Source organism: Streptomyces sp. NPDC091282 (assembly GCF_044757385.1).
Taxonomy (GTDB): domain Bacteria; phylum Actinomycetota; class Actinomycetes; order Streptomycetales; family Streptomycetaceae; genus Streptomyces; species Streptomyces gramineus.
Map to the genome: position 1 here is coordinate 329,985 of NZ_JBIVUX010000004.1, position 19,896 is coordinate 349,880.

General features: G+C 70.7%; 19 protein-coding genes. 17 read left to right on the plus strand and 2 right to left on the minus strand.

The window, feature by feature from the left end:
- Genes ACIQOE_RS20460 through ACIQOE_RS20485 form a run of 6 tightly spaced genes read left to right on the plus strand, consistent with a single transcriptional unit; the run spans nt 1 to nt 6,618 of the window.
- Nucleotides 1-1,254 (plus strand): DUF4910 domain-containing protein, encoded by a 1,254-nt coding sequence (locus ACIQOE_RS20460; protein WP_365554490.1) that lies wholly within the window; start codon nt 1-3, stop codon nt 1,252-1,254.
- A gap of 5 nt (nt 1,255-1,259) precedes the next feature.
- Nucleotides 1,260-2,552, plus strand: a complete 1,293-nt coding sequence (locus ACIQOE_RS20465; protein WP_401412806.1) for a hypothetical protein — start codon at nt 1,260-1,262, stop codon at nt 2,550-2,552.
- Nucleotides 2,549-3,499, plus strand: a complete 951-nt coding sequence (locus tag ACIQOE_RS20470) for a glycosyltransferase family 2 protein (protein WP_365553851.1) — start codon at nt 2,549-2,551, stop codon at nt 3,497-3,499. The genes ACIQOE_RS20465 and ACIQOE_RS20470 overlap by 4 nt, the downstream gene beginning before the upstream one ends.
- Nucleotides 3,496-4,728 carry a polysaccharide pyruvyl transferase family protein gene (locus ACIQOE_RS20475; RefSeq protein ID WP_365553854.1) on the plus strand — a complete coding sequence of 411 codons (1,233 nt, stop codon included), beginning with the start codon at nt 3,496-3,498 and terminating at the stop codon, nt 4,726-4,728. The genes ACIQOE_RS20470 and ACIQOE_RS20475 overlap by 4 nt, the downstream gene beginning before the upstream one ends.
- Nucleotides 4,725-5,267, plus strand: coding sequence for a dTDP-4-dehydrorhamnose 3,5-epimerase family protein (locus tag ACIQOE_RS20480; protein WP_362172938.1), 543 nt, complete (start codon nt 4,725-4,727; stop codon nt 5,265-5,267). Before ACIQOE_RS20475 ends, ACIQOE_RS20480 begins: the two co-directional genes overlap by 4 nt.
- Nucleotides 5,268-5,283: 16 nt before the next feature.
- Nucleotides 5,284-6,618 (plus strand): glutamate-1-semialdehyde 2,1-aminomutase, encoded by a 1,335-nt coding sequence (locus ACIQOE_RS20485; RefSeq protein ID WP_401412809.1) that lies wholly within the window; start codon nt 5,284-5,286, stop codon nt 6,616-6,618.
- A 7-nt stretch (nt 6,619-6,625) separates the two neighbouring features.
- Here ACIQOE_RS20485 and ACIQOE_RS20490 read toward each other — a convergent pair whose 3' ends face one another.
- A complete protein-coding gene (locus ACIQOE_RS20490; RefSeq protein WP_365571280.1) occupies nt 6,626-7,297 on the minus strand; it encodes a phosphatase PAP2 family protein in 672 nt (223 codons plus the stop codon).
- Between the two features lie 494 nt (nt 7,298-7,791).
- Between ACIQOE_RS20490 and ACIQOE_RS20495 the strand changes: the two genes are divergently transcribed.
- From ACIQOE_RS20495 to ACIQOE_RS20520, 6 genes are all read left to right on the plus strand, one after another.
- Nucleotides 7,792-9,258, plus strand: a complete 1,467-nt coding sequence (locus tag ACIQOE_RS20495) for a SpoIIE family protein phosphatase (RefSeq protein WP_401412811.1) — start codon at nt 7,792-7,794, stop codon at nt 9,256-9,258.
- 215 nt (nt 9,259-9,473) lie between these two features.
- A complete protein-coding gene (locus ACIQOE_RS20500; RefSeq protein WP_401412813.1) occupies nt 9,474-10,127 on the plus strand; it encodes a YrhB domain-containing protein in 654 nt (217 codons plus the stop codon).
- Between the two features lie 161 nt (nt 10,128-10,288).
- The gene (locus tag ACIQOE_RS20505) at nt 10,289-10,810 is read left to right on the plus strand and encodes a hypothetical protein (protein ID WP_351326425.1); all 522 of its coding nucleotides are present in this window, start codon (nt 10,289-10,291) and stop codon (nt 10,808-10,810) included.
- A gap of 16 nt (nt 10,811-10,826) precedes the next feature.
- Nucleotides 10,827-11,240: a hypothetical protein gene (locus ACIQOE_RS20510; RefSeq protein ID WP_401412815.1), complete on the plus strand. Its 414-nt coding sequence runs from the start codon at nt 10,827-10,829 to the stop codon at nt 11,238-11,240.
- A gap of 346 nt (nt 11,241-11,586) precedes the next feature.
- Entirely contained in the window at nt 11,587-12,186 is a 600-nt protein-coding gene (locus ACIQOE_RS20515; RefSeq protein ID WP_401412817.1) for a hypothetical protein, read from the plus strand.
- Nucleotides 12,179-12,349, plus strand: coding sequence for a hypothetical protein (locus ACIQOE_RS20520; RefSeq protein WP_401412819.1), 171 nt, complete (start codon nt 12,179-12,181; stop codon nt 12,347-12,349). The genes ACIQOE_RS20515 and ACIQOE_RS20520 overlap by 8 nt, the downstream gene beginning before the upstream one ends.
- Here the strand turns inward: ACIQOE_RS20520 and ACIQOE_RS20525 are convergent.
- Nucleotides 12,342-12,887, minus strand: coding sequence for a TetR/AcrR family transcriptional regulator (locus tag ACIQOE_RS20525; RefSeq protein WP_401412821.1), 546 nt, complete (start codon nt 12,885-12,887; stop codon nt 12,342-12,344). The genes ACIQOE_RS20520 and ACIQOE_RS20525 overlap by 8 nt on opposite strands.
- A gap of 250 nt (nt 12,888-13,137) precedes the next feature.
- On the opposite strand from ACIQOE_RS20525, the gene ACIQOE_RS20530 reads away from it, so the two are divergent.
- From ACIQOE_RS20530 to ACIQOE_RS20550, 5 genes are all read left to right on the plus strand, one after another.
- Nucleotides 13,138-13,578, plus strand: a complete 441-nt coding sequence (locus ACIQOE_RS20530; RefSeq protein ID WP_351326415.1) for a hypothetical protein — start codon at nt 13,138-13,140, stop codon at nt 13,576-13,578.
- Nucleotides 13,579-14,453: 875 nt separating this feature from the next.
- Nucleotides 14,454-15,065, plus strand: a complete 612-nt coding sequence (locus ACIQOE_RS20535) for an isochorismatase family cysteine hydrolase (RefSeq protein ID WP_365553879.1) — start codon at nt 14,454-14,456, stop codon at nt 15,063-15,065.
- Nucleotides 15,066-15,553: 488 nt separating this feature from the next.
- Nucleotides 15,554-15,751: a hypothetical protein gene (locus ACIQOE_RS20540; protein WP_401412824.1), complete on the plus strand. Its 198-nt coding sequence runs from the start codon at nt 15,554-15,556 to the stop codon at nt 15,749-15,751.
- 1,421 nt (nt 15,752-17,172) lie between these two features.
- Nucleotides 17,173-18,264 carry a cytochrome P450 gene (locus tag ACIQOE_RS20545; protein WP_351326412.1) on the plus strand — a complete coding sequence of 364 codons (1,092 nt, stop codon included), beginning with the start codon at nt 17,173-17,175 and terminating at the stop codon, nt 18,262-18,264.
- A gap of 109 nt (nt 18,265-18,373) precedes the next feature.
- On the plus strand, nt 18,374-19,723 hold the full coding sequence (locus tag ACIQOE_RS20550; RefSeq protein ID WP_401412826.1) for a serine hydrolase domain-containing protein: 1,350 nt from the start codon (nt 18,374-18,376) through the stop codon (nt 19,721-19,723).
- The last annotated feature ends 173 nt before the right edge of the window (nt 19,724-19,896 follow it).

Sequence of the window (19,896 nt, forward strand, 5' to 3'; positions counted from 1 at the left end):
ATGTACGCCCTGGTGGAGCGGCTGTACCCGCTCTGCCGGAGCATCACCGGCGACGGTGTGCGCGCCACCCTCGACATCGTCGGGGAGTACATCCCGCTCCAGGTGCACGAGGTGCCGACCGGGACGCAGGTGCTCGACTGGACGGTGCCGCAGGAGTGGAACATCCGGGACGCGTACATCGCCGACGCCGCCGGCCGGCGGGTCGTCGACTTCGCCGCGTCCAGCCTGCACGTGCTCGGCTACAGCGTGCCGGTGTCCGCCACCATGCCCCTCGCCGAGCTGCGCGCCCACCTGCACACGCTGCCCGACCACCCGGCCTGGGTGCCGTACCGCACCAGCTACTACAAGCCGGACTGGGGATTCTGCCTGGCCCAGGAGACCCTGGACGCGCTGCCCGACGGCGAGTACGAGGTCCGCGTCGACTCCACCCTCGCGGACGGCCACCTGACCTACGCCGAGTACGTGGTCCCCGGGCAGGTCCCCGACGAGGTCATCGTCTCCTGCCACGTCTGCCACCCCTCGCTGGCCAACGACAACCTCGCCGGCATCGCGGTGGCGACCTTCCTGGCCCGCGCCCTGGCGGAGCAGCGGACCCACTACACCTACCGGTTTCTGTTCGCGCCCGGCACCATCGGGGCGATCACCTGGCTGGCCCGCAACGCGGAGCGGGTGGACCGCGTCAAGCACGGTCTGGTGCTGGCCTGCGCCGGGGACCCGGGGCAGCTGACGTACAAGCAGAGCAGGCGCGGCGACGCGGAGATCGACCGGGTGCTGGGGCACGTCCTGACCGCGTCCGAACGCCCGCACCGCATCAACGAGTTCACCCCGTACGGCTACGACGAGCGGCAGTTCTGCTCGCCCGGCTTCAACCTCGGCGTCGGCTCGCTCACCCGCACCCCGTACGCCGGATATCCCGAGTACCACACCTCCGCGGACAACCTGGACTTCGTCTCCCCGGCGGCCATGGCGGACACCCTCGCCGTCTGCCGGGAGGCGTTCGGCGTCCTCGACCGCAACCGGCGGTACGTCAACCTCAGCCCCTACGGCGAACCCCAGCTCGGCAGGCGCGGACTCTACGGCGCGCTCGGCGGCCGCAGCGACACCCAGCAGGCCCAGATGGCCATGCTCTGGGTGCTCAGCCTCTCCGACGGCGAGCACTCCCTGCTGGACGTCGCCGAGCGGTCCGGGCTCCCGTTCGACACCGTCGCCGACGCGGCCGGCGCGCTGCTCGCCGCCGGACTGATCAAGGAATGACGCGGATGACCACCGAGGGGGAGAAGACGACGACGGCACCGGCCGGGTCCGCCAGGCGGGCCCTCGTCGGCCGGCTGTCCTGGGGACTGGCCGACCAGGCCGCCTCCAGCATCAGCAACTTCGCGGTGGGCATCTACGTGGCCCGGTCGCTGGGGGTCACCGCGTTCGGCGTGTTCAGCCTGGCCTGGGTGACCTACGGCGTGGTGCTCAACGTCTCCCGCGGCCTGGCCACCGACCCGCTCGTGGTGCGCTTCAGCGGCGTACCGGAGCCGTCCTGGCGCGGTGCGACCGCGCGTTCGACGGGCACCGCGCTCGGCGTCGGCTCGGTCCTCGGGGTGGTGTGCCTGGCGGCCGGGCTCGGCCTCGGCGGCCGTGTCGGACCCGCCTTCGCCGCCCTCGGCATCATGCTGCCGGGACTGCTGCTCCAGGACGCCTGGCGGTTCGCGTTCTTCGCCGCGGGCACCGGCCGCAAGGCGTTCCTCAACGACGTCGTGTGGGGCATCGCGCTGGTCCCCGCCATGGTGGTGGCGGCCCACGTGGACAGCGTGGCCGCCTTCGTGCTCGCCTGGGGCGCCTCCGCCACGGTGGCGGCCGGCTACGGCTGCCTCCAGTCCGGCATCCGGCCCCGAACGGCCGAGGCACGCGGCTGGCTGCGCGAACAACGCGACCTCGGATACCGCTACCTGGTCGAGAACGTCAGCCTCAGCGGCGCCAGCCAGGTACGGGCCTACGGGCTCGGCGTGATCGTCGGCGTCGGCGCGGTGGGCGCGGTGCGCGGCGCCGAACTCCTGATGGGCCCCTTCCTCGCCGTCCTCATGGGACTCTCGCTGGTCACCGTCCCCGAGGCGGCACGCGTACTGCGCCGGGCACCGCACCAACTGGGGAGGTTCTGCCTCCTCCTGGGCGGCGGGCAGGCCGCCGGAGCACTGCTGTGGGGCTCGGCGCTGCTGCTGATGCCCGGCCGGCTCGGCGCGCTGGCACTCGGCGACGTCTGGCACTCCTCCTCGCACCTCATCGTGCAGATCACCCTGAGCGTCGCCGGAGCGGGCCTCGGCACCGGCGCGGCGGCCGGACTGCGCGCGCTCGGCGCGGCCCGGCGCAGCCTGCGCTGCCAGCTGTTCGCGTCCGCCTGCTACGTCGGCGGCGGTCTCGGCGGCGCGGCCGCCGGCGGCACGGCCGGCTCGGCCTGGGGCGTCGCCGCCGCGACCCTCGCCGGCTCCGCCGTGTGGTGGCTCCAGCTGCGCTCCGCCCTGCGCGAGCACCACGACTCATCCATTCCCGAAGTGAGGACCTCATGACCGCCCGACCCAGGCTGAGCATCGGCCTGCCCGTGTACAACGGCGAGGAGTACCTGGCCGAGTCGTTCGACGCCCTGCTCGGCCAGACCTACGAGGACTTCGAACTGGTCGTCTCCGACAACGCCTCGACCGACGGGACCGAGTCCCTCTGCCGCAAGTACGCCGCCCAGGACTCCCGCATCCGGTACCTCCGGCTGCCCCGGAACATCGGTGCCACGCCCAACCACAACCGGGTGCTCGCCGAGTCCCGCGGCGAACTGTTCAAGTGGGCCTCGCACGACGACCTCTACGGCCGCGACCTGCTGCGCCGCTGCGTGGACGCGCTGGACGAGCGGCCGGACGTGATCCTCGCGCACACCGGCCAGGCGGTCATCGACGGCGACGGCCAGGTCACGGTCCCCTACGAGTACACGCTCGCGACCGACTCGCCGAACGCGCCGGAGCGCTTCCGCAGCCTGCTGTTCGAGCCGGGCGGCGACGACTTCTACGGGGTGATGCGGACCGACGTGCTGCGCCGGGTGAAACCGATGGACAGCTACCACCACGCGGACCGCACGTACGTCGCCGAGATCACCCTGCACGGCCCCTTCCACCAGGTGCCGGAACTGCTGTACTTCCGCCGCGACCACCCCACCCGCGCCGAGCGGGCCAACCCCTCCAAGCGCTCCCGGTGCGTCAACCTGGACCCGCGCCGGGCCGGCCCGCTGCACCCGACGCCCCGGCTGCTCGCCGAGTACGTCTGGGGCTTCGCCTCGGCGATCCGCCGGGCACCCCTGTCCGCCGCCGACCGGCGCGCCTGCTACGGCCACCTCTCCGCCTGGCTGACCAGCCGGGTCAGGCCGGGCGCCGGCGAGCGGGTCGAGGACCGCGCCCCCATCGACCCGGCCCTGCTCACGGTCTCCGTCGACGCCCTCGTCGCCGGCCGCGAGGGCAGGAGGCCGGCATGACGGCCACGGCCGGAACACCGGTGCGCGTCGGGGTGTTCGGCCTGCTCGGCTCCGGCAACCTCGGCAACGACGGGTCGCTCGAAGCCCTCCTCGGACACCTCCGCGCCGACCACCCCGACGCGGTGGTGGACGCCCTGTGCGGCGGACCCGAGGCGGTGACGGCCCGGTTCGGGATCCCCGCCACGCGCCTGCACTGGAACCGCGCGGAGTACCGGACCGCCTCACGCGCGGGCGCGATCGCGGCGAAAGGACTCGGCAAACTCGTCGACGTCTTCCGCACCGCCTCCTGGGTGCGCCGCCACGACGTGGTGATCGTGCCGGGCATGGGCGTCCTGGAGGCCACCCTGCCACTGCGGCCGTGGGGCTTCCCGTACGCGCTGTTCCTGCTCTGCGCGAGCGGCCGGCTCCTCGGCACCAGGGTCGCGCTGGTCAGCGTCGGCGCCGCCGAGATCCGCAACCGGCCCACCCGGGCCCTGGTGCGCTGGTCCGCGCGGCTGGCCGCCTACCGCTCCTACCGCGACACCCAGTCCCGCGACGCCATGCGCGCGATGGGCGTGGACACCGCCCGCGACGAGGTCTACCCGGACCTGGCGTTCGCCCTGCCGGCACCACCGGCGCGCGAGCCCTCCGGCGAGCCCGGCCCGGTGTGCGTGGGCGTCATGGACTTCCACGGCGGCAACGACGACCGCGCCCGCGCCGACGAGATCTACGAGCGCTACCTCGACGGCACGATCCGCTTCGTCCGCACCCTGGCCGAGGAGGGCAGGCCGGTCCGGCTGCTCACCGGCGACCGGTGCGACGCGACGGTGGTCGACGCGATCCTCGACGCGGTCCGCTCGCCGCTGGTCACCGCCGCCGAACCGGCCTCGCTGGCCGACCTGATGAAGGAGATGGCGGCCGCCGACACCGTGGTGGCCGTCCGCTACCACAACCTGATCTGCGCGCTGAAGACCGGAACCCCGGTGCTCGCCCTCAGCTACGCCGCCAAGAGCGACGCCCTCATGGCCCGGATGGGCCTCGGCGCGTACTGCCACCCGGCCCGCGAGGTCGACGCCGACCGGCTGCTGGAGCAGTTCCGGACGCTGGAGAAGGCGTCGGCCGAACTGCGGCGGACCCTCGCCGAACGGAACCTCGACGCGGCCCGGCAGCTCGACCACCAGTTCACCGCCCTGGCCGCCGCCGTGTTCCCGGCCGCCGACCGCACCCACGCCCGGCAGGAGTCCCGATGAGAGCGACCGAGGTCCCGGAGATCGCCGGCGCCTACCTGTTCGAACCCACCCCCTACGCCGACGAACGCGGCTTCTTCTGCCGCACCTTCGACGCCGACGTGATCCGCTCGGTGGGACTGGACCCGGACGCCTTCGTGCAGGACAGCGTGTCCCGTTCGGTCCGGGGCGTGCTGCGTGGCCTGCACCTGCGCGCGGGCGCCGGCGAGGCCAAGCTGGTGCGGTGCTCGTACGGCAGGATCTTCGACGTCGTCGTGGACCTGCGGCCGGACTCGCCGACCTACCGGAACCGGGCCTTCTTCGAACTGTCCGGCGAGACCCAGGCCACCGTGTACATCCCCGCCGGATGCGCGCACGGCTTCCAGGCGCTGACGGAGACCGCCGACACCTCGTACCGCATCGACCGCCCGCATGATCCGGCCGAGGACGTGACGATCGCCTTCGACGACCCGGAGCTCGCCATTCCGTGGCCGCTGCCGGTCACATCGATGTCCCGACGGGACCGGGAGGCACCGAGCCTCGCCAAGGTCTCGCAGCACTAGGAAAGTTGAGGTCGGCGTGCCCACCGAAGACATCCGAGAAATTCTCCTGCCCCGCTCGCGCAAGGCCAACGAGCGGCTGCACGCCATGATCCCCGGGGGCGCGCACACCTACGCAAAAGGCGACGACCAGTACCCCGAGAACCTGGCACCGGTCATCAGCCACGGCCGCGGAGCCCACGTGTGGGACGTCGACGGCAACCGCTACGTCGAGTACGGGTCCGGCCTGCGCTCGGTCAGCCTCGGCCACGCCCACCCGCGCGTGGTCGAGGCGGCCCGGCGGGAACTCGACCGCGGCAGCAACTTCGTCCGGCCCTCCATCGTGGAGGTCGAGGCGGCGGAACGCTTCCTGGCCACCGTACCGACGGCCGAGATGGTGAAGTTCGCGAAGAACGGGTCCGACGCCACCACCGCCGCGGTCCGCCTGGCCCGTGCCGTCACCGGGCGCCCGCGCGTGGCCCTCTGCGCCGACCATCCCTTCTTCTCCGTCGACGACTGGTTCATCGGCACCACACCGATGTCCGCCGGCATTCCGGCGGCCACCACGGACCTCACCGTGTCCTTCCCGTACGGCGACCTCGCCGCCACCGAGGAACTGCTCGCCCGGTACCCGGACGAGATCGCCTGCCTGATCCTGGAACCCGCCACCCAGACCGAGCCGCCGCCCGGCTACCTCGCCGGCCTGCGCGACCTGGCCGACCGGCACGGCTGCGTACTGATCTTCGACGAGATGATCACCGGCTTCCGCTGGTCCGAGGCGGGCGCCCAGGGCCTGTACGGCGTCGTCCCCGACCTCTCCACGTTCGGCAAGGCGCTCGGCAACGGCTTCGCCGTCTCCGCGCTGGCCGGCCGACGCGGCCTCATGGAACGGGGCGGACTGCGTGACTCCGGTGACCGGGTGTTCCTGCTGTCCACCACGCACGGCGCCGAGACCCACTCCCTGGCGGCCGCGATGGCCGTCCAGACGGTCTACGTCGAGGAGGGGATCACCGCGCGGCTGCACGCCCTCGGCGAGCGGCTGGCCGCCGGTGTCCGCGACGCCGCGGCCGCCATGGGCGTCGGCGAGCACGTCGTGGTCCGGGGCCGGGCCAGCAACCTGGTCTTCGCCACCCTCGACGAGAACCTGCGGCCCTCGCAGCAGTACCGCACCCTCTTCCTGCGCAGTCTCCTCGCGGGCGGCGTGCTCGCCCCGTCGTTCGTGGTCAGCAGCGCACTCGACGACACGGACATCGACCGCACCGTCGACGTGGTGGCCCAGGCCTGTGCGGTGTACCGGAAGGCGCTGGAGGCCGCCGACCCCACCCCCTGGCTGGCCGGACGGGCGGTGAAGCCCGTGTTCCGCCGCCTGGCGTGAGGTGACGTCAGCGGAGCCGCCGCCCGTCCGCGTCGGCCGTCCGGTCTGCCAGACGGTCGACCAGCCACGCGGTCGGCGGTGTCACCGCCAGCGCGGTGCACCAGCCGCCGAGGGCGTCGGTGGGATAGTGCGCGCCCAGGGCGACCTCGGCCCAGCCCATGGCCGCCCCGGCCGTCACCGCGGCGGCCAGCACGAGTGAGGTGCCGGCCGTCCTGCCGACGCCGGGCCGGCCGGCCGCGGGCAGCGCCGCCAGCACGGCGAGCGTGGTGAGGAAGGCGGTGTGCCCGCTCGGGTAGGACAGGTTGCCCGCGCCGTGGATGGTGCGTCCCACCACCTGCTTGAGCAGCGTGGTCGCGCCCACCGTCACGCCGACCCCGGCCACCACCAGCACCGCGGCCCGTCGGCGCCGGCGCAGCAGACAGACGGCTGCGCAGCCCGCGACCAGCAGCACCGATCCCACGGGTTCGCCCAGGAAGTCCAGGGCCAGCGCGACCTGCCGCCACGGCCCCCGCACGCTGTCCGCCGTGGGCGGGACCAGCCACCGGTCCACAGTGCTGGGCTCACCGTGACCGGCGAACAGCACACCGAGGACGACGACCACCACCGCGGCGACCACCGCGACCGCCCCGAGCCGCGCACGGTTCGCGGTGCCGGCGGCGGGGCCGGCCTCGGGTTCCACTCCTGCCAGGCGATCCACCCGATCCCCCCGGTCGTCCGTCCGCCCCCGGCCCCCACCCTAACCGCCGTCGAACGGCACGACAGGTCAAGAAGCGGACAGGGAACCGGACTTGGGGAAATCCGGACACCGGGTCCAGAGAGAGTCCGGCGAAGTTCCGGCGGGATTCTGGCAAGGCCCTAGAAGAACCCGACCGCCGCCCTCACCGCGCCACCGCGCTTCCCGTCGGCTCCGGGACTACCGAAGGAGGCCCGGTCAGCTGCGCGGGAGTTCGTTTGGACATCACTCGGTCAAGTCCAGTACTTGGCCCTCGTCGGCTTGGCAGCCACTCTCTGCTGTCAGCCCTTCACTACGACTGTCATTCGTAGGCGCCGTTGATCGTCCACAAGGGGCTTCGGGCGGACCCAAGGGGTCTTCGCCCGGGTCTCCGGAAAGAGCCGGTGCCGACTGGCTGTTCCTCGCAAGCCCTGATAAACCGGAGGAAAAGGAGGTGGCGTATGCCTCGTGAGCCGGTCAAGGGGCTGATCGCACTCCTTGCGGCGGTGATAGTCCCGCTTGGCGCATGCGTACTCCTGTTGCCGGCTCGCGCCTCCCTGTCCCAGGCCAATGTGGCCCTGATTCTGATGTTCGTCGTCGCCGTGGTGGCTGCTTTCAGTCATCGCTGGGCCGCGGCCTTGACAGCCCTTTCCGCCGCCATAGGGTTCACCTTTTTCTTCACCGCTCCTTACGAAAATTTCACTCAATTCAAAAACGCGGACGACATTCTCACCGCGGGGCTTCTGCTCGTCGTCGGCTTGGCGGTCTCTCAGCTGGCCCGCCGTTACTCCCGTGAGCGTGCCATCGCCACGACGTTGCAGCGCAGCCTCCTGCCTCGTATGACGCCGGACACCAGCGCCGTACGGCCCGCGTTCCGGTACGTGCCCGCCGACGCGGAGGTCGGCGGGGACTGGTTCGACGTGATCTCCCTCCCGGGCTTCCGCACGGCCCTGGTGGTGGGGGACGTGGTCGGCCGTGGGCTGCGATCCGCCGTCGCCATGGGCCGGTTGCGAACCGCGGTGCGGAACTTCTCCACCCTCGACCTGCCCCCTGACGAGCTGCTGGCCCGCCTTGACGACGCGGTGCATCAGATGGATGCGGAAGCGGGCGTCGGCGATGACGCGACCTTCGCGGCTACCTGCCTGTATGCCATTTACGACCCGGTCTCACGGTGGTGCACGATGGCAAGGGCCGGTCACTTTCCGCCCGCTGTCGTCCAGCCGGACGGTTATGTGGAACTTCTCGACCTGCCCGCGGGGCCCCCGCTCGGTCTCGGCGGCCTGCGCTTTCAGGCCGCCGAGCGGCAGCTGCCGGAGGACTCTCAGCTCGTGCTCTACACCAACGGGTTGGTTCACCATCGGGGCCGCGACATCGGGACCGGTCTGGCGCTGCTGTGCGACACGCTTTCCGGCGCGGGAACCGACCCGGAGGAAACCTGCGAGCTGATTGTCGGAGCGCTGCTGCCCGCGCACTCAGTCGATGACGCCACTCTCCTGGTCGCCCGAACCCGCGCGTTTCCCCACGACCGTATCGCCGACTGGGACATCCCGACCGATCCCGCCGCGGTGTCCGTACTGCGGAGCGAGGTGCTCGCGAAGCTGACCAACTGGAAGCTGGAGGAGATGGCGTTTGTCACCGAACTCATCCTCAGCGAACTCGTCACCAACGCCATCCGCTACGGGTCAGCTCCTGTCCACCTGCGTCTGCTGTTCGACACCAACCTGGTGATAGAGGTCTGCGACGGCAGCAGCACGTCCCCGCACCTGCGTTACGCGGCGGACATGGACGAAGGCGGTCGCGGAATCTTCCTCGTCGCTCAGCTCGCCGAGCGGTGGGGAACCCGCTTCACCCCCACCGGAAAGATCGTCTGGGCCGAACAGCCGGCCCTGCCGGTTCCCGCCGCCCCCGCTCCGGCCCCGCTTGCGTGACCGGACCGACCTGCCCGAGGAAGAGACGAACCGGCGACTGGGGGGAACGCGCACATGCCACCCCGACAGCTTTCCACCGAACCTCCGAAAAGATCAGTAAGAGTTGGGGTGGACAGGGGGCTGAGGCAAAGGTGTGAGACCGCGCTGGGGATCTTGGTCCAGGTATGTGCAACTGGTCCGTTCGGGGATCTGAACCGGTTGCACCGTAGTGAAAGATGAAGGGCGTGGTTACCGAAGAACGCGCCGTTGAGCTGGTCGAGGCCCTGTTGTCGAAAGAGCGCCAGGAGTCGCCCTGGACGGCACGGCTGCCCGAGCTCGCTGTCCTCGGTGTGGAGGAGCATGTGCTCGGGTGGCTGGTCACCTTGCAGTCTGCTGAGTACGTCAGCAGCCGCGACATCAAAGAGATGTTGGTCGGCGGTGGGCCCTATCTGGTGGACCGCCAGGACGGGAGCATCCACCACATCCCTGTCACCACATACGTGGGTGAGGACTGGGAGGAGCTCTACCTTCAGCAGGTCAGGGGGGTCCAACCGGCCGATCCGCTGATCACGGCTGTCGGGGAACTCGTGCACTCCGACGGGACGATGGCCGCGCTGCGCCACCTACGCAAGCAGGCTCCCCGGTTGGGACCACAGCAGGCGAAGGCCTATGTGATGGCCCTCCGGGACGGAGGCGAACCTCCCGATGAACTGGTCAGCCTCACCCGGGAGCCGGAGAAGTGTCCTCCATTGGCCATCACCACACTCGCGGGCCCGGCTTGGCCGCAGCACCCCAGCGTCGATGTCACGTCCGGCCAAGAACCGGGGTCCACCGAGGGGCTTCGTCATCAGGTCGCAGGCTGCCCACCCTGCTGCATCAGCAACGTGTGAGCCAGAGTGCCCACCTGGCAACCAGGCGGGCCTTGGGCATCGCGAACCGGCGATGTCTGGCACCTATCACGAATGAGTGAATCTTCCAGTAGGCGGCAACCGCGCGGCACCGTCACAGGTCACAGACCTCGTACCCGCAACCGAACAACCCAGGGGGAATCATGCGCCGCAGAACTGCCGCCGCGCTCACCGCCGTCACCGCGCTCGCGCTCGCCGCCTGCTCCACCACGAGCAACAGCAGCGGCGGTGAAAGCGGCAGCCCGGCCAAAGCGGACGCCGCAGTGAGCAAGCCCCTCACTGCCGGCACTGCTTTTGCGAAGCTCTCCGGCACGGTCGCCTCGGCGAAACTCTCGGGCACGGTCACCGCGGACAACGACCCCAACCACCTTCTGGGGCGCCCCCACCAGTACACCTCGAAGATCACCTTCACCGACAGTCGCATCAGGACGTCCGACGTCGAAGGCACCGACAAGGGCGACGTCGAGCGTGGCGGCGCCATCGAGGTTTTTGGTGACGGCGCCGGCGCGCAAGCCCGAGCCGAGTACATCCAGGCCGTCACCAAGTCGATGCCCGCGCTCTCGGAGTACGACTACGTCCACGGCGCCGTCCTGGTCCGGGTGTCGCACTACCTGACCCCGACACAGGCCGCCGAGTACAAGACGGCCGTGAACGGCCTGACCTGAACAGGGGCACGCCTGCATGACACGCACCCTCGCCGCCGCGGCGGCTCTCGTCGCCACGTTGACTGTCGCCGGATGCTCCAGGGACAGCATCGGCGGCGCTGCGCCAGGCCCTGTCCCGACCGTCGCGCCCACCGAGCAGTTCATCAACTCGGTGATCGACGCACACCTCGACTCGTACGCAAGCGGCGTTCCAGCAGTACCGCCGGCGGATGAGCTGGAGGCGTTCCCACCGAAGTGGTGCGACGCCCTCGCTGCGGGCCACAGCGTTGAGTGGATGCTCGACGACAGCGACGACCTGTATCCGGTAGGGGAGGACTGGGGTACGGGGAAGGCGGACGCCTACCAGCTGGTCGTGCTGGGGGTGGTCGCGTACTGCCCCCGGTACTCGGCGGTGGTGAAGAAGGAGCTACGGGAAGCAGGCGCGTACTGAACCGGAATGACCGACGGTCTGAGCTTCGAGGCCGGAGGCGAGGTCGGTACCGGGGGAGCGACATGGTCGAGGACAGCCGCGAAGGCCGCCCGCGGTGACACCGCCGGGACCCACGCACTCATGAAGGCGCTGCTGGCTGGCACATGGACCACGAGCAGGCCGTCCCCCCGCGCTTCCTCGCCGAGCCGCTGGCGGCGCGCGGGGCGGAGATCGGAACCGGCCTCGCGGAACCGGCCTCGCACGGCGCGCCCAGTACAACGTCGGGCAGGCATGCCTCAAGCCGGCCGTCCTCCTCGCCGTCGACGGGCCCGGCTTCGACGAACTGCGGGACGCGGCAAGGGCCGAGGTGGCGAAGACAGCCGCACGGACCATGCTCACGCCCGGCATCCACGACGCCTACACGGGCAACGTGCGGCGGATGCAGGACAACGGCGCCACCCGGATCGGCGCCGGAGGGGCTCCGGCCACCGCGTGGGAAGGGCAGTTGCTGGTGTACGAGGTCACCGGCGGGCAGCTGCTGGCTGAACCGGCCATGCGTGAGGAGGTGTCCGGTCCCTTCGTCCTGCTGGTGCGGCTGACCGGAGCTGACCAACTCCGCGAGGTCGCCCGCGGCTTCAGGGGACAGCTGTCGGCAAGCCTCCACGCCGAGGTGAGGGATCACGCCATCGCCCAGGAACTCCTGCCGATCCTGGAGCGCCGCACCGGCCGTATCGTGATCAACAACTTCTCGATGCCGCAGGAGGTTTCCCACGCCTCCGTCCACACCGGCCCGTTCCCCGCCACGTCGGACTCCCGCTTCACCTCCGTCGGGATGAGCGCGATCGAGCGGTTCCTTCGCCCCGTCACCTACCAGAACTTCCCCGACGAACTGCTGCCCGAGTCGCTGCGCGAGACCAACCCCCTGCACGTGTGGCGCCTCGTCGACGGCGAACTCACCCGTGACTGACCGACGCAACCTGCTCCTCGGCGCCGTCCGCTTCGTCGCGGCCCAGCGCAAGACCAAGCTGGTGCGGAACCAGACCATGGCCCCGACCCGGCGGACCGCGCGGGCGGGCGCCGACGGCGCGGGCGGCGCACCGGGTGAGCAGGGCGCCTGCGGACTCAGCTGAGCTGGGCGGCGACGAGGGCGAGCGGTTCGCTGTTTCGCCGTGCGCGGGACAGGATGACGGCTCCTTCGGCGGCGATCACCAACAGGGCGGCGCGCTGTGCGGCCTGGGCAGGTGCCAGTCCGACTTGTTCGAACAGGGCGGCCAGTGCTTCGCCGGCAGCGTCGAAGGCTGCCTCGGTCCGGTCGAGGATCGCGGGGTCGTGTCCACCGGCGATGGCCCCGGCCATCGCACAGCCGGCGCGGAAGTCCGTGCCCTCGACCACTCTGCGCCAGATGTCGATGTAGCCGACGACCACGTCGCTCGGCGTCTGCGGGTGGATCGCGGCGATCTGCTTCTGCGCCCACTGCTCGGAGTGTTCGAGGGCCAGCTCGATCAGCTCCGAGCGGCCGCGGGGGAAGTGGTGGTAGACGGAGCCGCGAGGCGCCCCGGTGCGGGCGAGGACCTCGCGGGTCGACATGCCCTCGAGTCCTCGCTCGGCGATCAGCAACCACGCCGCCTTGATCATCGCTTCACGCACGCCCTCTGACATGCGGCTCATTCTTTCTCATTCGGCAGACCCCCCCCGGGCCTGTGTGTGATTATGCTATGTTGCATAGCATAATCAAAGGGTGGCAGGACCCTGGACCCGTACTCCCGGAGGCTTCCATGGGGTCAAGCGTCGTGGCCAGGGCTGCCGGCGGCCTGATGTCCGTCCGCACGGAACCCGGCACGACGCCCTGTCGTCGCGCCCATCGCGGTGCCACCTCTCAGGGCGCTTCACCCCAGACCCCAATCCGAGGAGCAGACTCATGCCCATGATCGACGTCTACGCCGCGTCCGGTACCTTCAGCGACCCCAGGAAGCTGGCTCAGGGCCTGGCCTCCACCCTGATGGCGATCGAGCAGGTGCCCGACATCCCGATGTTCCGGAAGAACACCGCCGCGTTCGTCCACGACCTTTCTGCGGATCACATCTCGAACGTCGAGGGCGACAGCACCTATGTACGGGTGCAGGTCCTCACCAACGCCGGCGCCCTGGACCGTGACAAGCAGCTGGCGGTGGTCCGGCAGTTCACCGATCTCATCGCCGCGGCTGCCGGTGATCCGTCCTTGGCCGACAGGACCTGGGTACTGCTGACCGAGGCGCCGGACGGCGGCTGGGGACTTGCAGGTCACGCCCACACGAACGCCGAACTCGTCGCGGCGGCCCGCGCCGAGATCGCCTCGCTCGCCGGCGGTGCCCAGGGCTGAGACCGCGGTCCCGAACGAGCCACGCCGCCCGCGTCCCGACGCTCAACGGCAACGACACCCGCCCCGGCGGTTGGATGTTCCGGGGCGGATGATGCGCCGGGCGACCATGGGACAACAGCCGAGCGGGCGGCCGGCAGTCCGTGGGGGAGTGAGTCGTTGTCCGCGCCACCCGCCCGCCCGCTCGCCCGCCGGCGGGTCGGGGGAGGGGCGCCCAATGTCACATCAGAGGGGCCAGGCATCCTGCCTGGCCCCTCTCGGCGTCCCGGGGTGGGTGCGAATCAGGAAGCCGGCGTGAAATGCGGCTGTAGCTGCGGCTGTAGCTACAGACACTCTGGCCGTCACCTGGCGGGAAGCCGTGCGGGGCCTGTTCGCGGTCCACTTCCTCTGTCGGGCGAAAGAGCCCGCGGCGCCGGTGCCGCCCCACCGCCGGCGACCGCGATCAGGAAGCCCCGACAGGTCACGGGAAGGGTGGTGCCGTGCACCGCTCGAAGAAGCGGATCTCCGTCGCCAGGAGTGGGCCCGGGCCCTGGCCGCAGCTTGATGGAGCCCACGAAGGCACTCCGAAGGCTTGAGTGCGAGGGCGATTCTCCTGCCGCCTCCGCGGTTCCCTCCCCGACGACCGGGACCCCGCCGTTTGACACGGTGGATGTTAGGCGTCATCCTGATTCATGTGGATGATGCATAACATCCACATGTGGGCGGCACCACTGAGCCCCCTGAGGGGTTAAGCGCGGCAGACAGCCCAGGCCGTCCGGAACTCCGCGCGGCGGCCGCGCTGGATGCGCCCGCAGGGCCCCCGGGGACAAGGACAGTCGAATTCACCGCAAGGCTCGACGCCATGAGGCGCAAGCCTGACGTCTGACAGGAGATTTCGTATGAGTTACGACGCTTCGACCACCGCCATTCTGCTGGTCGACCCCTACAACGACTTCCTCAGCGAAGGCGGCAAGGTGTGGCCCCGGGTCAAGGCGGTCGCCGAGGAAGTGAACCTCCTCGACCACCTGCGCGAGGTGGTCGCCGCAGCGCGCGATCGCGGAGTGAAGGTCATCTTCGTCCCGCACCACCGCTGGGAGCCCGGTGACTACGTCTCCTTCGACTTCCCCACGCCCTACCAGCTCGGCTCGGCCAAGGCGCAGGCCTTCGCCAAGGACACGTGGGGCGGCACGTTCAGCGACGACTTCCAGCCCCAGCCCGGTGAGGTCGTCGCCCATGAGCACTGGGGATCGAGCGGCTTCGCCAACACCGATCTCGATCTGCAGCTCAAGCAGCACGGCATCCGCCGCATCGTCCTGATCGGCCTGGTCGCCAACACGTGCATCGAGTCGACCGGCCGGTTCGGTCAGGAGCTGGGCTACCACGTCACGCTGGTCAAGGACGCCACCGCGGCCTTCAGTCAGGAGGCCATGCACGCCGCCCACGAACTCAACGGCCCGACCTACGCCCACGCCATTCTCACGACCGAGGAACTCCTCGCGCAGCTGGGATGACGGCCATGGCGTCTCCCGGCCGAGGCCGGGAGACGCCCGCGCCCACCTGAGCAGCCCTGCAGCCCGCGACCGGCTCGGCGCGTACCCGCCCCCAGGGGGCCACGGAGACACTCGACCGGTCATGGAGGGCTCTCGCCCGCGATGCCGTAGGAGCCAGGCCGGCACCCCGGTGCGCACCGCTTCACCGAGGGCCTTCAAGGGCCTTGCGGAGGCGTACCGGCAGCCGAGGTCGAGAAGCGGGGACGGGGATGGACCGGGCGACGGTTCTTGCCGCACCGCCCGCCCCCGCGGGCGTCCTCCCGCTCGCACGGCCCTGCGATGACGCGGGTCGCTCCCGGCGCGGCATTGCGCTACGTGGCCGTCCACCCCTGGGCCGTAGGCCCGCTCCGCGAACGCTCCTTCTCGCACTGCCCTTTCACCGCAATGAAGTTGGCCAGCCGCGTCCCGTCGCGCCCTGGCCGCAGCACGACACCGTAAGGACCGCAATCGTGTCCCTGACCGACACGCCGACCCGCGTGACCGAACCCGTGGTCGCCTCGGCCTACAGGCGCGGCTCGACGCCTCTGATCATCGCTCTGGGGCTCGGCGCCATGGGCGTGGCCATGGCGCAGACCCAGGTGGTCCCGACTCTGGCCGGGCGGGACACCTCCGACGCCCACGACATCTGGATGAGCCATCCGGCCTGAAGCCCGGCAGGCCGCAGCCGCCGGACCCGGCCGGACCGGCCCGCAGCGCCCATGCGGCGCAGCAGATCCGGTGGTCGGCGAGCAGCGGCGTCGCGCGCGGATTCGGCTGTGCTTCGCCGTCTTGAATGTGGCTTGATTGCGGGAGTGCGGCAAGGCGGGCACCACTGCCGTACGGACTGGTTCCCGTGTGGCCGACGTGACGTCCTAATCCGTCTTGAGCGGCCAGATCGTCGGAGCGTTATGCCCACTGCGGCCTGCGGGTTTCTGCCAGGAGACGGCTCAGGAAGATGCGACTGCGCGAACCGTTACGGGGGCGCGTATTCGCTCATAAAAGTTCAACGGTCAAGTTAACGGGTCGGGGCGAGAAAAGCCTACTGATTATTGATAAGCGCGCCGGCCGTAAGGAAGATCGACCGCTTCATTGATCGCGCCGCATGCCTCTCGACGCCGTCCTGGTACTCCAGTGAGTGCCGCCGTCCTGCCTGTTCAGCGGCGTCGTTCGGAGTGAAGGGGACTGATGGCGGGTCAGTTGCCCGTGCTGGAGTCGGCGAACCGCTCCTCAGGCCAGTGCTTTCTTCTGCGTAGTCGGGGCGGGGGAGAAATCAAGCCGTCCGATGCGGCCGCCGAACCTAGCGGAATCGGCCATCCCGTAAATGCGGGATCCGGCACCGGGGAATCCTGCGAAAAATGGCCGGGGCATGCGCCGGTTTGGCCGGGGAACTCCGGGGCACACGGGGTGCGGAGAAGCGGGCAGGGTCCGTTTGCGCAATCGGTCGAATCTCCGCCAACATTTTCGGGGAGCGATGTCGATGCAGCAGGCACACACTCTGCGTTCAACTTCTGGGGGTTGCTTATGAATGACACGCGGTGAAGACTGTGGCCGATGTCCGACCGAGCGGAGGTGTATCGGGGGTGCGCTCCATGCGAGTGCGGAACGGCGGGGTCCGTATCGCGCAGTTCCGCACGCCGGACACACGAATCCGACTGCTTGTTCACAAGCATCCGGGAACTCGCGGGGTTGCCGCGCCGGACGACTCGCCGACGGAATGGGGCATTCCGGAGCGCTATGGCCTGTGGGGGTGTCCGACCAAGGGCCTTGCCCGGTCGGAGAAATGCAGTGGGTCACGTCTGATGTGTTGAGCCACGTCACACCTCACCGCTGACGGCCGGACCATGTCCGCGCGCGGCACCGTCTGCCTCCGCTCGCTGCTTTCCCTGTCGGCGCAGCCACGCCCCCATCAGTCGCCGGCGGATGGCAATCTCGCACACCCTGCCGACCTTCCCCCTTATTACCAAGGAGCATGGTGATGAGTGAAAGAGTGTTAGGCGCACCGCACCTGTTAGAAGTCTTACCCGAGCGCTGGCGGGACTTATACGCGTCCGGGCCGTTGCAGCTCGATGAGACACAGGGTGTGTGGCGGGTGGTCGATCACGAGACCGTCGCCGCGGTGCTCGGCGATCCGGCGACGTACTCCTCGGACCTCTCCGCCCTCGCCCCGGCGCAGCCCGACTTCGACGCCCTGCGCGAGGGCAACTTCGTCGCGATGGACCCGCCGAAGCACCGCAAGTACCGCACGCTCGTGAGCCAGGCCTTCACCCCCCGAGTCGTGCAAGGGCTGGAGCCCCGTATCGAGGCGATCGGCGAGCGTCTCCTGGACGACGTCGGCGACCGTGACCGCTTCGACCTCGTGGACACGCTCGCCTACCCGCTCCCCATCATCGTCATCGCCGAACTCCTCGGCATCCCGGCCGAGGAACACCGCCTCTTCCAGGAGTGGGCCGGCGTCCTGTTCGGCGGCGACCAGCTCGGCGAGACGCCCGACATGGCCGACCTGGAGCGGGCGCTGCAGGCCATCGCTCCCACGGTCCGCGCCATGACCGGTTACATGCTGGACCACATCCGCGCCCGCAGGGCCAACCCCGGCGACGACCTCACCAGTCGCCTCATCGCCGCGGAGGTGGACGGCGTCCGCCTCACCGACGAGGAGATGGTCGGGTTCGTCGCCCTGCTGCTGGTCGCCGGGCACATCACCACCACCGCTCTGCTCGGCAACGCCATCGTCATGTTCGACCGGCACCCCGGCGCGTTCGACGTGCTGCGCGCCGAACCCGCCCGGCTGCCCCAGGCCGTGGAGGAGGTGCTGCGCTGGCTGCCGCCCTTCCCCGAACTCGGCCGCCGCATCGCCCGCCCGGTGGTCCTGCACGGACGTGAACTCCCGGTCGACAGCCTGCTCATGGCACACCTGGGCGCCGCCAACCGGGACCCCGCCCGCTTCGCGGCACCCGACACGTTCGACATCGGCCGGAACCCCAACCCGCATCTCACCTTCGGCCAGGGCGTCCACTTCTGTTTCGGCGCGCCGCTGGCCCGCCTGGAGGCACGCATCGCCCTGCGGATCCTGAATAAACGATTCCGCACTCTGGCTGTGCCCTCCTACGCGGACGTGACCTTCCAGAACCCGGCCGTCATCGTGGGCGTACGCCATCTGCCCGTCCAGGTCGGCAGGACGTAGCGCCGCACCGCTCGCGCACCGCACGCATCCGCACCGGCAGCCTCCCGCCGCTCGATCGGGGCCGCCGTCACACCCGCACATGAGACCCATCAACGGGAGTCCCCTTCTCATGCCGTACGCCGTCCCCACCACCACGAACGCCCCCTGCGCGCCGTCCTCCTTGCGCGAGGAGCTCCAGGACCGCCTCGACACACTCGCCCGCTCCCACCGGGTGCCCGGTGCCCAACTCGCCCTGGACACCGGCACGGACACTCTCGTCCTGCACACCGGGACGGCCGACACCGCGACCGGCGCGCCCTTCACCGCCGAGACGGCCGTTCCGCTCGGATCGCTCACCAAGCCCTACACCGCGGCGCTCGTCCTGCTCCTCGCCGACGACGGGGACCTCGACCTGGACGGCTCCGCCGCGGCCCACCTGCCCGAACTGCGCGGAACACCGCAGGTCACGGTACGTCACCTGCTCAGCCACACCGGCGGACTGCCGACCGGGCCGGACTCCGACACCGCGGCCGCGACGTCCACCGCGCGCTACCTCGCCGCCATCTGCGACGCCCGCGACGCCCTCTTCACCCCCGGCACCGACTTCTCCTACTCCAACGCCGGATACGTCGCCGCCGGACGGCTCGTGGAGGAGGTGACCGGCATGCCCTGGCACGAGGCCGTGCGCGCCCTGCTCCTCGAACCCCTTGGCACCCGCCCCGCCTTCATCGGGGACCAAGTGGCCACCCGGCCGACGGCCGCCGGACACGCCGTCAACACCGCGACCGGCCTGGCCCGCCCGGCCCGCCAGAACCTGGCCCCCCTGGAGGCTCCGGCCGGCGCGCTGCTGGCCTCCGCCCTGGATCTGGTCGCGTTCGGCAACGCCCTGATCAAGCGCGTGGACGTGCTGCCGCCCGCCGTCGCCGAGGAGATGCGCAGAGTCGACCACGCCGCACGGCCGGCCGGACTCGCCGACGGCTGGGGCCCCGGGCTCGCCCAGTACCGGCAGGACGGCCTCGTGTGGTTCGGCCACGACGGCAACGCCCAGGGCACCTCCTGCCATCTGCGGGTCGACCCCGAGCACGGCGTGGTCCTCGCCTTCACCGGCAACTCCGGCGGTGCCACCGCCCTGTGGCGCGACCTCGCCGCCGACCTCGCCGACCTCACCGGCGTACGGGTGCCCGCCGTTCAGCAGCCCTCCGGCGGCCGACCCGCCCCGGCATCCGGCTGCGGGGGCGTCTACCGCAACGGAACCACCCACTACCGGGTGGCACTCGGCCCCGACGGCTCGCCGTCCCTGTCCATAGACGGTGACCTCGCCCTGCCGCTGGTCTGCTACACCGACCTGACCTGCGACCTCGTCGACCCGGTGACCGGGCGCCTCGAACCCGGCGGTCGCTTCCACCGCGACCCCGCCACCGGCACGATCGACCGGATACAGATATCCGGGCGTACCGCGCGCCGCACAGCCTCCGGCTGACGGCCCGGCACCACGGCCTGCGTTCCAGCCGCCGCAGCCCGGCCCGGGGCGCCCTCCGCCCCGTCGGCGCCGACTCCGTCCCCTGCCGTGCCCGCCCCCACCCACCCGCGCACCGGCCGGGTACCGGGCGGGCGCCCTGCCCGTACCGCGCCTTCGACCGCCTGCCCGCCCGC